Here is a 12,654-nt window from a genome sequence, read left to right on the forward strand (position 1 = left end):
CTCGATTCACCAAAGCTCGGTTGTAAGAAGACCAATTGGTTGTGCGATAGGTTTTAGGTGCGGGCTTATTCATTTGAGAATTATATTGCTAGATAAGCCTTTACATATAGGTTTGTGCAACAAAGCCGTGTTATGCATGGTTTGATTACATCAATTGTTTATGCAGGTTGATCCGTTATTTTAACGCAATCCATTCAACGGTAACGCTGCCTTTATCGCTGGATAAAGTCCATTCCCCATCCATGATATTCAGCTGCAACTGCATGGTACGCTCGCACAAGTCCTGAATCGCCTGCGTGGTGGCAAGCGGTAATTGCCATACACTGACATTGCTCATATTGGCCAGTTTGCTATTGCGCTTCCACCATTCCTCCACTTGCGTACCATAAGCAATCACAGCCACCTCATCACAGCGTGCGCTGGCTTTTTTAACCTTGTTTTCATCCGGCAAGCCCACTTCAATCCACCTTTCCAGCTGGCCAGTCAGGTCTTTTTGCCACAAGGCAGGTTCATCTGTTTCAAACAAATCTTTGGTAAAGGTAAGCTGCTCATCGGCAAAACGGGCAAATGCCAGAATGCGCACCATCAGCCGCTCAATGGTTTCAGACGGATGCTGCGCCAGTGTAAGCTGATGATCGGCATAGTAGTGGCGATCCATATCGGCAATTTGCAAATCAGCTTTATAAATGGTTGCTTTAAGGGCCATAGAAAAAATTCATGTGTTGCCAAAATTGCTGGCAAGCATAGCGGATTAGCCTGCAATAAGCAGGATGTCCTAGAAAATAATTCTTCTATCTAGTGACTTTAATTAGGCCTAACCCCAATTTTCTCTAGGCAATAAAAAACCTGCCGTTTTTTAAGATCAGGCAGGCTTTTCATCAATTGGTTTGCTGGCGAAAATAGCTTTTGCTTTTATTCAGCTTGCTTAATGTAAGAACCAAAAATTATTCGTCTTCCAGCACCTGATGTGAGTCACTTTGGCCCAGTTGCCAGTAGCCGGCAGCCTTAATGTATTTTTTATTTACATCGTAATCTTCAATCAGGGTTTTGCGTAGCTGGCGCGCCACGTTGGTTTCTGCGGCAATCCAGGTATGAAACTCTTTTTCCGGAAAAGGCGCATGTTTAAAGGCCTGCAAAAACAGGTCTGCTTGTCCCATGGGCTGCCCCATACGTTGCACCCACATGATTTCGGTATCTGCCGGGCACTCCCAGTTCAGTTGATCCTGCTGGCAGTCCACTTCCGCAATAACCAGCACCTGACTGTCGCGCGGTAATTCTTCCAGACGGCGACCAATGGCAGGCAATGCGGTTTCATCACCAATCAATACGTAGCCATCAAAATCCATGGGAATAATCATCGAACCGCGTGGCCCGCCAATACCCAGCTCGTCACCCACTTTGGCTTGCCTAGCCCAGTCCGAAGCCGGGCCTGCTTCATGCAAGGCAAAATCAATGGTCAGGCTATTTTTCTGGTTATCAAAATAGCGGGGGGTATAGTCCCGCATGATTGGTTTTGGCCCATCACTTACTGCAATGCCCTGTCCTTCCAGTTGCGGTAGCACCAGTTGTCTACTTTGGGCATCGGGAAAAAATACTTTCACATGGTCATCAAAACTGGCGCTCGTAAAATCGGCAAAGTCCGGCCCTGTTAACACAATACGTCGCATATTCGGCCCCAGTTCCTCAATCTGCTGCACGCTTGCCTTACGCAGTTTAAGCGGGTGGCGCACGCGATAAGCTTTTTTAGGTTCCCTGTCTTGATCAGGTTGCGGGTTCTGCTCAAGTGGTGAGTTTTGTTCATTTTGTTGCATAACTAACCTCTGCTATTTTTAAAATTTCAATCAATAAGTAATCTTTAACTGCTTACAACTGCTCAATTTGTCGCACTGCATTATCTAGAATTTCAGTAAGCTGGTTGGCCTGTGCCGTGGTCAGCACCTCATTACCCAGCTTAAGCCGCACTGCCAGCTTAAAGTTTTCAATGGCACGGGTGACCTGTATGGGCTGCTTGGCACGTTGGCGCACCCGGGCAAAAATATGCTCTACCCGGGCAGCTTCATCAGCGAGCACTTTTTGACCAGCAGGCTGAATGGCATACACCTGCTTTTTGCTTTCTTCACCAGCCGTTGCTTCAGCGCTGATTAACCCCTGTTCCACCAACTGGTTCAATAATGGATAAACCATGCCTGCACTGGGCCGATAATGACCGGACGTCAATTCTTCCACGGCTTTGATCAGGTCATAGCCATGCCGTGACTGCTCATTGATCAGGCTTAAAAGGACCAGCCGTAACCCGCCATGACCGAAACCACGTTGCTTGTTACCCGCGGGCAAAGTAGATTCAGACATCATTACCTTCCCATACTTCAATTCAGATATAAAAAAGATATAGCTAAATTTAATATTATTCAAGTTGCTTTTTGCTATTTTTTCATCATCTTTTTAATTTATTGTTAAGCTACTTCGTCAATATGGATAGATTGATTAAAACAGGTTTACAATACAGGCTACTCTTCAGGGCGGGGTGTAATTCCCCACCGGCGGTAAGTGGATCGGCAAATTATCTGTAAGATATCACGTTGCATTCACAAGCCCGCGAGCCGAAACCTCTGGGTGCAGGCAGATTTGGTGAGATTCCAAGGCCGACGGTATAGTCCGGATGAAAGAAGATGTGCAATTTATCAATGGCGTACAGCTCAGGTTATTTATAGCCTGTTGAGGTAAGGCATTGTGTACGCTTTTATTCAAGCAGTCCTGAAATGTTCATTGTCCATTTTTCAAGAGCATTTCAATGTCCAGTTATATTTCTCAACCCTTGCAACAGCAGTCCGAGTCATCCTCGCTCCCATCTTCTTCTTATTCACAATTACTGCCTGCTGAACAAGTGATGCAGCCACAGCAGTTTTTTGACCAGCTTGCACCCGCATCGGAACGGATTGCCCGCGCACTGGCCGATATGCATTCAGGCCGACCTGTCCTACTCATGGATGACTTTGACCGTGAAAACGAAGTTGACCTGATTGTGGCTGCCGAAAAGATTTCACAAGACAGCATGGCGCGCATGATCCGTGATGGCAGTGGCATTGTTTGCCTGTGCATTCCAGATACGCTGGCCGATCATATGCAGCTTGCGCCCATGGTGCAGGACAACCAGAGCCGCTTTAGCACGGCCTTTACGGTTTCCATTGAAGCAAAACACGGCGTTAGTACCGGGGTTTCTGCTGCAGACCGGGTAACAACCATTCTGGCTGCCATTAATGAGAATGCCGTAGCAGATGATCTGGCGCGTCCCGGCCATGTGTTTCCATTACGCGCGCAATCCGGGGGCGTGCTGAGCCGCAAGGGCCATACCGAAGGCAGTGTGGATCTGGCCCGGCTGGCTGGCCTGAAACCGGCTGGTGTTTTATGCGAACTGATGAACCCGGACGGCAGCATGGCACGCGGCCAGCAAATTCTGGATTATGCACTACAGCATGATCTGGTAATTTTAACGATTGATGAACTGGTGCAATACCGGCAGCAAACCGGACTTTAAATTATTCGATCTCTTGCATAAGTCTGGTTTCGACAAGCTCAACCAACGCTGCCTGAGCCTGTCGAAGGCGAGTTGGTACAACTTATGAAAGAAGTCTATTAAGTTTTAATTATTTGAATCTTAGGATTTAAGCACTTCGATTTAAAGTTGTGCCTCAATAAAAGGAAGGTTTTGGCCTTCCTTTTTTATTTCTTTTTATTTAGTTGCAGAATGATTTTATAAACTGGTTTCCGCAGCCGTTTCGCCAAATTGCGCTGCCCGTAACCAGGCCAACTCAAAACTGGCCACGGCCAGTGAATAAATGCGCTGCTCAAACAATTGCCAGGTTTTTTGCACATGTTCTGATGCAACACTTAATCCTGCTCGTTCATGGCAAGCGGGATTACGCTGGCAAATCCGCAAGGCATGATAAATCTTGCGACCTTGCGAAGCATTTTCCAGCAAGCGCACCTGCTGCGAGCGCAGGAATTCATCGAGTGCCTGTTCATCCCGGATTTGCACCAAAGGCAGTAGAATCTGGTCAAGCTGGCTATCCAACCGTTGCCAGATCAGCTTTTGCTCTTCCAGCGAATAGCGATTCCAGTGAATCACTTCATGGCTAAAGCGACGGCAGCCACGGCAAACACTATCACCAAACACGGTTGAACACTTTCCGGCACAAGGTGTTAAGGCAGCAGTCAAGTGAACCTCCAGTTTTTTTATAGCCTATTTTTTACAACCAACGCTGGTTAGTAAAAGCACAATATCTAGTAGTTTATTAAATATGAAAATCTATATATAGACAATAAGCGTTTTTTATTCTTGTGTTTAGCCAATGAAAGTTCTCGTTATTTTGTGGTTTTTACCATGATTCCAATTAAACCATAATTTTTTTATGGATTTTATCGCGCTTTGTGGTTCAAACCAGTAGAATATGCACGTTTGATTTTCCTGTCCCTGCAGTTATGCAGATTTTTTGGAGCGTTTCATGTCCGCAACATTAGACCAGCAGCTTGCACCTGCGTCTTCTACAACCACGAACGATCAAAACCCTGTCAATTCCGGCACGGCAGATCAACACTGGGTTGTGGCGGCGCTCTATCAGTTTCATCCGGTTGCCAATCCAGCCGGGCTACAGCAGCAACTGCTTGATTTACTCAATTCCCTTAACATTTGCGGCACCCTGATCGTGGCTGGCGAAGGGATTAATGGTACAGTCGCCGGGGCGCGAGCGGCCATTGACCAGATGCATCAATACTTGCTGGATTATGGCTTTACCAATATGGAATACAAGGAATCTTTCAGTTCCGAAAAGCCGTTTCGCAAGACTAAAGTCAAACTGAAAAAAGAAATTGTGACCCTTGGCGTAGAGGTACAGCCACGCTCACAAGTAGGTCATTATCTCAACCCTGAAGAGTGGCACGACTTTATCCAGCAGGATGATGTAATTTTAATTGATACCCGCAATGACTACGAATATAAAGCCGGTACCTTTAAAAATGCAATTGATCCACAAACCGAAAGTTTCCGTGAATTCCCCGACTATGTAGAAAAAAACCTGAGCGATGCCAAAGACAAAAAAATTGCCATGTTCTGCACAGGCGGTATTCGCTGTGAAAAATCCACCAGTCTGCTATTGCAGCAAGGATTTAAAGAGGTTTATCACCTCAAAGGCGGCATTTTAAACTATCTGGAACAAATCCCGGCTGAACAAAGCCTATGGGAAGGCGAATGTTTTGTATTTGACAATCGCACTGGCGTAACACATGGCGTACAGGAAGGTGAAAGCGTGAAATGCCATGCCTGTGGCTGGCCGTTATCCCCTGAAGAAGTTGAATTGCCCAGCTATGAGTTGGGTGTAAGCTGCGTATATTGCATTGATAAAACCACTGAGCAACAAAAGGCAGGCTTTCGTATGCGCCAGTCACAGCTCACCAAAGCCAAGCGCAAAAGACTCTAGTTGGTATTTGCTAAACGCTTAAGTTAACTTGGCTTAATTACTAGCATCCATAAAATAAAAACGGGCCTGTATTTATGTGTAGGCCCGTTTTTTTACGTTCTTCACTGATATTTTAGTCTTTTACTTCTACATCACAAATATTCTTATCATTTTCCAGTAGCAATCTTTAAGCCGACTTAAAAGATTGTTTACGCATTATCTACAACTGTCACGCTTCATTACGCTTCACGCTTTTTTCTACGTCAACCTTCCAACAAGAAACGCTTAGCAACTACATTTGCGACAAACTACAGTAACGACATAGGGTAACACCCTGTTTGACATAGGGTAACACCCTGTTTATGGAAAGAAATGCAGTACTAGCTATTCCAGTAACTGTTCAGATTAAAAATTTTGCAAGTCAATTGGAGTAAAGCAATGAGTAGTTCACGTGATAATTTAGACAATATGGACCGCGACCAAATTAAGAATATGTCGGATGAGGCGCGCGATGATTTAAATGCTGATCCGATTACTGGAGAACCAGGTTCTCATCCTGTAGGTACAGGCCTTGGTGCTGGCGGTGGCGCAGCCGCTGGTGCAGCTATTGGTGCAGTTGCCGGCCCAGTCGGCGCGATGGTTGGTGGTGTAATTGGCGCTATTGCCGGTGCAGCCGCAGGTCATGCAGCTGGCGAAGCGATGAACCCAACTGAAGAAGAAGCCTACTGGCGCGAAAATTACACCAATACCTCTTATTACAAGTCTGAAGCTAGTCAACACCCAGATTTAAATTATGACCGTGATTACAGCACTGCTTACCGTGTCGGTTATGAAAACCGTGCTCACTACAACCAGACTCACCGCTTTGAAGATGCAGAAAATGATCTAAGCCGCAAATGGGATGAAGTTAAAGGTGAATCACGCCTGAAATGGGATCAAGCCAAACACGCTACCCGTGATGCTTGGGATCGTGCTACCAACCGTACGACTGGTACCTACGACACTACTCATACGCATACAAGCCACGATGACGATTTAAACCGTGACCCAATTACAGGTGAACCAGGTTCTCATCCTGTAGGTACTGGTGTTGGCGGTGTTGGTGGCGCGGCAGCTGGTGCAGCCATTGGTTCTGCTGCTGGCCCAATTGGAACAGTAGTGGGCGGCGCGATTGGTGCAGTGGCTGGTGGCGTAGCAGGTCATGCTGCGGGTGAAGCGATCAACCCCACTGAAGAAGACGCTTACTGGCGTAGCAATTACACCACAACCCCTTATTATTCCAGCAATGCAGCAAGTTATTCAGATCTGGACTATGACCGTGATTACAGCCCTGCCTATCGTCTGGGTTATGAAAACCGCGCGCGTTATGGCAACGATGCCCGTTTTGAAGATGCCGAAAGTGATCTGGGCCGCAGTTGGGATCAATTTAAAGGTGAATCCCGCCTGAAGTGGGAACAAGCCAAAGATGCTACCCGTGATGCATGGAACCGTGTTACTCACTAAGTGCACCACATAAAAAGCACCTTCGGGTGCTTTTTTTATAGCTATTATTCACTGCAACAACAGTAGTTACGGCAATTTAGGGATATGAAATATGTCATCAATTGCACAATGGATTAATGAGGTAATGCAGCAGCTCGGCTATTTTGGTATTGCCCTGCTCATGTTTCTGGACAATGTGTTTCCGCCCATTCCGTCTGAGCTGATTATGCCTGCAGCAGGCTTTACTGCCGCCCAAGGTGAACTAAGTATCATTGGCGTGATCATTGCTGGAAGCTGTGGCAGCATTCTGGCAGCCATTATGCTGTACTGGATTGGCCGATTGCTGCATGAAGACCGACTAACTACTTGGCTGGAACATCATGGAAAATGGCTGTTTTTAAAACCGGAGGACCTGAAAAAAGCCAATGCATGGTTTAATCAACATGGCCGCAAAATCGTGTTTTTTGGTCGTATGATCCCGGCTGTACGCTCCATTATTAGTATTCCAGCGGGTATGTCACGCATGCCCTTTAGCCTGTTTCTGCTGTATACCAGCCTGGGCACCATTATCTGGACCACTCTTTTAGGATTAGCCGGTTATTATCTGGGCAATAATATCGAAAAATTTTCGCACTGGCTATCCGGTATTGGCAATGTCGTTGTTGTGGTTTTAGTGATTGCTGGCGGCTTTGCGATTCGTCGCTACTATAAACATAAAAATCATAAGGCTACAGGTCACTCTGATAAATCTAAAAATGCATCGGCTTAATGAGCAGTTGATTGAGTAAGTATTAATTTAAAATAATAAAAAAATCAGGCGCTTGCGTATCATCATTCATTAAAGAGCTTTATTTAGTAAAGAGCTTTTTAAAATGATGATGTGGCAGCCTGATTTTTTAATATCCAATTTACCGGTTAAGCATTAAAACCTTAACCCTTTGTTCACTGTTATTTACTCATCGGGTGAATGATAAAGCAGATACAGCTTGGTTAGGTTTTCAGGAATTTCTTCGGCCAGCTCATCCATCAGGTCACCATTACGGCGAATGTTGTCCATTTCTGTTTCGCCTTCAATGCCACTAAAGACCATCATCGGCAGGGTTAGCATAATGATGGCTTCTTCATCAGCATCATCTACCTGAAACCAGGCTTCATCATTTAAAAACAGTGCATCCACAAAACCCACGCTCCAGTCACCGAGGCTGGATTCTTCTGTGGCTTCCTCAATTTCAAATGGAAACTCAATAGTTTCTTCATTAATCAGGGTTTGCTGAATATCTTCACGCCATAAGCGGATTTGCTCAATAATATCCTTGCGCACCTTGGCTTCATTGTTTTCAAACAACTGGCTTAACCAGTTCTTGAGTTCCGGGCCCACCACACAGGCACATAAAAAACCGTGCGTTGCTGCAAAATCCAGACCGTGCTCATTGTGTTCGCCATCCAGATAATCAGCCAGCAAATCCAAATCAAGCGTTGCCATATCATTTAACCAGTGATTTATAATTGCGTGTATTGTGACACACAACCACGCAGAACTTAAAGCTTAAAAACAGTGAATGACGATTTACTTCCTTCATCTAATGCACCGTATAAGTCATTATTTTTAAATAAAAATTAAAGTATTGAATGTTCATAACACAGGCGATTTATTGTGCTGTTGTTGTAAGATTTTTTAATCAATTAAAGATTGTTTTATAGCTCACGCAGGCTTTAGCCCGACTCTTAATTTCATCATTAAGTGAGGTTTATTATTTGTGCAACATGGATGCTCTATAATCAGTTAAGGCCTGCTCTAACGTTTTGATAACTTGAAGTATCACCGATCAGCCAGAATGATTAAAACAATAGCTGCTAAACTTAATAGTAGTTAAAACCCTGACTGCTAAAATCAGCAAAGCCAAAGCTATAAAACCCAGCGTACTAATACTTAAATTAAAAGCCGCACACAGCGACTCTTAATTTTTTGACCTGATCAAACTTAACAGCTGGTTTAAGCCCGTATTACCTTAACCAGACTAAAAGTCTTCGTCATCAATGTCGTCAAAATCATACTCAAGGTCTTTAAGCTCACGCTGCAAACGACGCTCGGCCAGCAAATCATCAATCAGGCGACGTTTTAGCAGGGAATCCTTGGCACTGGCAGCCTTGCTGGCAGTTTCATCCTCAAACGGTGCTTCTTCTTCACTAAAGCTATCATCCAACTCAAAATCCTGACCTGAACCAGACATAGCACTTCCCCCAAAAAAAATTTTGTTCTGGCGGCTATTTATATCTGATCAAAAATAAAGTCAAGAAATTTTTTTATGCTGTCTCAGCTTCAGCTGGCTGAATGTTGTTTTTCATCAGATTTAAAATAATATGGCAATAGCTTTAACCCGGGCATTTAACAGGCAAACTAACAGGCCTTATTGCCGGGTGGGCCAGACTACCAACTTGAAATATAAAAAATATCCCTCATATTGGCTATTATTGACAGCAACTGAGTCTGATTACTGCGCTGTCTCAAATTTAATCCGCTTTGTGAGTTAGGGCTAAAATTGTAGCAAAAAATATGCTACCATGCGCGATTGCCCTAAGCCACTGATAAACATTAAGAGTGACGAACGATGAGCGATTTGCAATCTCCTACCTCGCAAGTAGCGGCTTTAATTAGCCGAGGCAAGGAACAGGGCTACCTGACCTATGCCGAAGTCAACGATCATCTACCGGACTCCATAACAGAAAGTGAGCAGATTGAAGACATCATTCAGATGCTTAACGATGTTGGCATTCCTGTTCACGACCGCGCTCCTGAAGTTGATGAAATCCTGCTGGAAGATAATCCGGATGCCAGTGATGATGAAGTAGCTGCCGAAGAAGCAGCTGCCGTTCTTGCCTCTGTAGAAAATGAACCGGGTCGTACTACTGATCCGGTGCGCATGTATATGCGTGAAATGGGTACAGTAGAACTGCTCACCCGTGAAGGCGAAATCAGCATTGCAAAACGCATTGAAGATGGAATCCGGGATGTATTACATGCCATTGCCCACTGGCCGGGTGCTGTGGATGTGGTATTACAGGAATATCAGGAAACCATTACTGGCGAACGCCGCCTAGCCGATATTTTATCCGGTTACCTTGACCCGGATAGTGACGAAGAAATTCCTGAAGTCATTGACGAAGAGCTGCTGACCGATGAAGAAGCGCCTGCCGTTGCTAAAGCAGAAGTGGCCGATGATGACGAAGAGGAAGAAGACGGTGATAGCTCTGAAGATGAAGTAGAGTCTGGTCCAGATCCTGAAATTGCCCGTGTCCGCTTCACTGAATTGCAGGAACGCCTTGATGCCGTAAAAGCAGCAATTGAAGCGCATGGCCGTCATTCCGAGCAGGCTGAAACTGCCCTGACTGAAATGGCCACCGTGTTCATGATGTTCAAGCTCACCCCACGCCTGTCTGATCAACTGACTGCCATGATCCGCGACACGCATGAGCAGATTCGCCTGAGTGAACGTGAAATCATGCGCTATAGCGTGCGCCGTGGCCGCATGAATCGTGACCGTTTCCGCAAGACGTTCCCGGGTAGTGAATCGCGTACTGACTGGCTGGATGAGCAAATTGAGCAGGAACCGGCAATTGCTTCTTATTTGAATGCAGTACGTGCTGATGTACTGGCTTTCCAGCAAAAAATTGCCGATATTGAAACTCAACTGTCGTTACGTGTGGCTGAAATCAAGGATATTTCCAAGCGTATGGCCATTGGTGAAGCCAAGGCTCGCCGCGCCAAAAAGGAAATGGTAGAAGCCAACCTGCGTCTGGTCATTTCGATTGCCAAGAAATATACCAACCGTGGCCTGCAATTCCTTGATCTGATTCAGGAAGGCAACATTGGTCTGATGAAAGCGGTAGACAAGTTTGAATACCGTCGTGGTTACAAGTTCTCGACCTATGCGACCTGGTGGATTCGTCAGGCGATTACTCGCTCTATTGCAGATCAGGCGCGCACCATCCGCATTCCGGTACACATGATTGAAACCATTAACAAAATCAATCGCGTGTCACGTCAGTTATTGCAGGAAATGGGCCGTGAGCCAACGCCTGAAGAATTGGGCGAACGTCTGGAAATGGATGAAGTGAAGGTTCGCAAGGTACTAAAAATTGCCAAAGAACCAATTTCCATGGAAACCCCGATTGGTGATGATGAAGATTCACACTTGGGTGATTTTATTGAAGACACCAACATCACTTCGCCTGTGGAAGCAGCAACATCCGAAGGCCTGCGTGAAGCAACCCGTGAAGTGCTGGCCAACCTGACGGAACGTGAAGCTAAAGTATTGAAAATGCGTTTTGGTATTGATATGCCAACCGACCATACTTTGGAAGAAGTGGGCAAGCAGTTTGACGTAACCCGTGAGCGGATTCGCCAGATTGAAGCCAAGGCCCTGCGCAAGCTGCGTCACCCTTCCCGTTCTGAGCATCTGCGTTCATTCCTGGAAAATGATTAATTTTTCAGTATTTGAGTAACCTTAAAAATGTCTGCTTAATGCAGACATTTTTATTGGATAAAGTTTTAAAATGATGCTGGTAACATGATCGTATTAAACTGTTTTTTGAACACTTAACATGAAGCCAGCCGGCTGCCCTTTAGTTTAATGGAATCATCCCAATATACTGTTTAATGTTTAAAATTAGAGAGTAAACAATGAGCGACAACCAAAACATTCAGCCCTTAAATGAAGAGCTGTGGCAATTTCCGATGGATTATCCAATCCGCTTAATTGGCAACGCTGTGCCTGAATTGCGCGATGAGGTACAGGCCATTTTGCTCAAGCATTTTCCGGATTTCGATTCAAATAATATTGTGGTGCAGCCATCCAGCAAAGGCAATTATCATTCTATTCGTGCCCAGTTGCGCTTTGAAAATATGGAACAGGTGCATGCACTGTATGCAGATTTAAAGGCTTGTGAGCATATTAAAACAGCATTATGATAAATGCTTAAAATTTAATCGCTAAATTAAATTTAGCGATTAACTATATATCAAAGAAAAGGATTTCAATTTGAAAAATATAAATAGTTTTATATTAATAGCCTGTTTTCTATCATCAATGTCTCTTAAAGCTGCTGAATCTTTAAATTCAATTATTGGACAATGGCAAATGATTGAAGAATATGGTGAAAAACAACCTCAAAATGAAATATTAAGTTTTTCAGAAAATGGTTATTTTTCAGCTAAAGGTATTCAATGTGGTCGTTATTTTTTAAGTGATTCTTCGCTTAGTCTTGTGACAGGAAAGTATGGGAGAGAAACGGAAATATCTTTAAAATGGAAAAAAGTACAGGACAATCTTTTACTTACACCATCCACATTTGAAAAAGCAAATAGCTATAAGCAAATTTCATCAATAGCTGATTCTTGTAATATAACAAAAGACTGGAAAATAATTAATGAACAAGGAATTTCTTTTTTAATTCCTAAAGATTGGATCTATAAAATTGAAAAACAGGCTAATGATCAGCATTACCGTATAATGTTTGCAAATGTAAATAATCAAAAAACAATTATATTAATGCTTACTAAACTTTTAAATCAACAAGAGCCATCGGCATTAATGATATGTGCTGAATTAGCAGGAGACTTTCACTTGGGATATGCTAGGCAGCTAACCGATAAAAGTTCTCTGCTATTTGATTTGGCGTTTTAAAATCCAAACTCTTTTGAATTCTTCGCTGATTATAA

At 44.2% G+C, this 12,654-nt stretch carries 13 protein-coding genes and 1 riboswitch; of the genes, 7 read left to right on the forward strand and 6 right to left on the reverse strand.

The features are described from left to right. Nucleotides 1–175: 175 nt before the first annotated feature. The 3 genes from E2B99_RS09860 to E2B99_RS09870 form a co-directional block, all read right to left on the reverse strand. Nucleotides 176–706 carry a YaeQ family protein gene (locus tag E2B99_RS09860; RefSeq protein WP_134244805.1) on the reverse strand — a complete coding sequence of 177 codons (531 nt, stop codon included), beginning with the start codon at nt 704–706 and terminating at the stop codon, nt 176–178. Nucleotides 707–944: 238 nt separating this feature from the next. After that, nucleotides 945–1,811: a siderophore-interacting protein gene (locus E2B99_RS09865; RefSeq protein ID WP_134244806.1), complete on the reverse strand. Its 867-nt coding sequence runs from the start codon at nt 1,809–1,811 to the stop codon at nt 945–947. 52 nt (nt 1,812–1,863) lie between these two features. Beyond that, entirely contained in the window at nt 1,864–2,352 is a 489-nt protein-coding gene (locus tag E2B99_RS09870; RefSeq protein WP_134244807.1) for a PadR family transcriptional regulator, read from the reverse strand. 154 nt (nt 2,353–2,506) lie between these two features. Further along, a riboswitch (FMN riboswitch) is annotated at nt 2,507–2,675 on the forward strand. A gap of 212 nt (nt 2,676–2,887) precedes the next feature. Between E2B99_RS09870 and ribB the strand changes: the two genes are divergently transcribed. Continuing rightward, on the forward strand, nt 2,888–3,535 hold the full coding sequence (ribB, locus tag E2B99_RS09875; protein WP_240687799.1) for a 3,4-dihydroxy-2-butanone-4-phosphate synthase: 648 nt from the start codon (nt 2,888–2,890) through the stop codon (nt 3,533–3,535). A gap of 216 nt (nt 3,536–3,751) precedes the next feature. Here ribB and E2B99_RS09880 read toward each other — a convergent pair whose 3' ends face one another. Continuing rightward, entirely contained in the window at nt 3,752–4,216 is a 465-nt protein-coding gene (locus tag E2B99_RS09880) for a DUF1289 domain-containing protein (protein ID WP_240687797.1), read from the reverse strand. Nucleotides 4,217–4,502: 286 nt separating this feature from the next. On the opposite strand from E2B99_RS09880, the gene E2B99_RS09885 reads away from it, so the two are divergent. The 3 genes from E2B99_RS09885 to E2B99_RS09895 all read left to right on the forward strand — a co-directional run bounded on the left by E2B99_RS09885 (nt 4,503) and on the right by E2B99_RS09895 (nt 7,704). Continuing rightward, nucleotides 4,503–5,474, forward strand: coding sequence for a rhodanese-related sulfurtransferase (locus E2B99_RS09885; RefSeq protein WP_134244810.1), 972 nt, complete (start codon nt 4,503–4,505; stop codon nt 5,472–5,474). Nucleotides 5,475–6,377: 903 nt separating this feature from the next. Continuing rightward, complete coding sequence (locus E2B99_RS14895; RefSeq protein WP_430981474.1) at nt 6,378–6,956, forward strand: hypothetical protein; 579 nt, start codon at nt 6,378–6,380, stop codon at nt 6,954–6,956. Between the two features lie 91 nt (nt 6,957–7,047). Further along, nucleotides 7,048–7,704: a DedA family protein gene (locus E2B99_RS09895; protein ID WP_240687798.1), complete on the forward strand. Its 657-nt coding sequence runs from the start codon at nt 7,048–7,050 to the stop codon at nt 7,702–7,704. A gap of 183 nt (nt 7,705–7,887) precedes the next feature. Here the strand turns inward: E2B99_RS09895 and E2B99_RS09900 are convergent, their stop codons facing one another. Both E2B99_RS09900 and E2B99_RS09905 read right to left on the reverse strand, forming a co-directional pair. After that, nucleotides 7,888–8,418 (reverse strand): YecA family protein, encoded by a 531-nt coding sequence (locus tag E2B99_RS09900; RefSeq protein ID WP_134244812.1) that lies wholly within the window; start codon nt 8,416–8,418, stop codon nt 7,888–7,890. Nucleotides 8,419–8,953: 535 nt separating this feature from the next. Continuing rightward, on the reverse strand, nt 8,954–9,166 hold the full coding sequence (locus E2B99_RS09905) for a PA3496 family putative envelope integrity protein (RefSeq protein ID WP_134244813.1): 213 nt from the start codon (nt 9,164–9,166) through the stop codon (nt 8,954–8,956). A 378-nt stretch (nt 9,167–9,544) separates the two neighbouring features. On the opposite strand from E2B99_RS09905, the gene rpoD reads away from it, so the two are divergent. The 3 genes from rpoD (at nt 9,545) to E2B99_RS09920 (ending at nt 12,619) form a co-directional block, all read left to right on the forward strand. Then, nucleotides 9,545–11,419, forward strand: a complete 1,875-nt coding sequence (gene rpoD / locus E2B99_RS09910; RefSeq protein WP_134244814.1) for an RNA polymerase sigma factor RpoD — start codon at nt 9,545–9,547, stop codon at nt 11,417–11,419. Between the two features lie 197 nt (nt 11,420–11,616). After that, nucleotides 11,617–11,904, forward strand: a complete 288-nt coding sequence (locus tag E2B99_RS09915) for a YbeD family protein (protein WP_134244815.1) — start codon at nt 11,617–11,619, stop codon at nt 11,902–11,904. A 70-nt stretch (nt 11,905–11,974) separates the two neighbouring features. Beyond that, the gene (locus E2B99_RS09920; RefSeq protein ID WP_134244816.1) at nt 11,975–12,619 is read left to right on the forward strand and encodes a hypothetical protein; all 645 of its coding nucleotides are present in this window, start codon (nt 11,975–11,977) and stop codon (nt 12,617–12,619) included. Nucleotides 12,620–12,654 lie beyond the last annotated feature (35 nt).

The organism is Alkanindiges illinoisensis (genome assembly GCF_004377485.1).
In the GTDB taxonomy this organism is placed as follows: Bacteria; Pseudomonadota; Gammaproteobacteria; order Pseudomonadales; family Moraxellaceae; genus Alkanindiges; species Alkanindiges illinoisensis_A.

Coding starts and splice junctions, on each gene's coding strand:
- rpoD (WP_134244814.1), top strand. CDS start 9,545: ATGAGCGATTTGCAATCTCCTACCTCGCAAGTAGCGGCTTTAATTAGC.
- E2B99_RS09895 (WP_240687798.1), top strand. CDS start 7,048: ATGTCATCAATTGCACAATGGATTAATGAGGTAATGCAGCAGCTCGGC.
- E2B99_RS09885 (WP_134244810.1), top strand. CDS start 4,503: ATGTCCGCAACATTAGACCAGCAGCTTGCACCTGCGTCTTCTACAACC.
- E2B99_RS09865 (WP_134244806.1), bottom strand. CDS start 1,811: ATGCAACAAAATGAACAAAACTCACCACTTGAGCAGAACCCGCAACCT.
- E2B99_RS09915 (WP_134244815.1), top strand. CDS start 11,617: ATGAGCGACAACCAAAACATTCAGCCCTTAAATGAAGAGCTGTGGCAA.
- ribB (WP_240687799.1), top strand. CDS start 2,888: ATGCAGCCACAGCAGTTTTTTGACCAGCTTGCACCCGCATCGGAACGG.
- E2B99_RS09900 (WP_134244812.1), bottom strand. CDS start 8,418: ATGGCAACGCTTGATTTGGATTTGCTGGCTGATTATCTGGATGGCGAA.
- E2B99_RS09860 (WP_134244805.1), bottom strand. CDS start 706: ATGGCCCTTAAAGCAACCATTTATAAAGCTGATTTGCAAATTGCCGAT.
- E2B99_RS09905 (WP_134244813.1), bottom strand. CDS start 9,166: ATGTCTGGTTCAGGTCAGGATTTTGAGTTGGATGATAGCTTTAGTGAA.
- E2B99_RS09870 (WP_134244807.1), bottom strand. CDS start 2,352: ATGATGTCTGAATCTACTTTGCCCGCGGGTAACAAGCAACGTGGTTTC.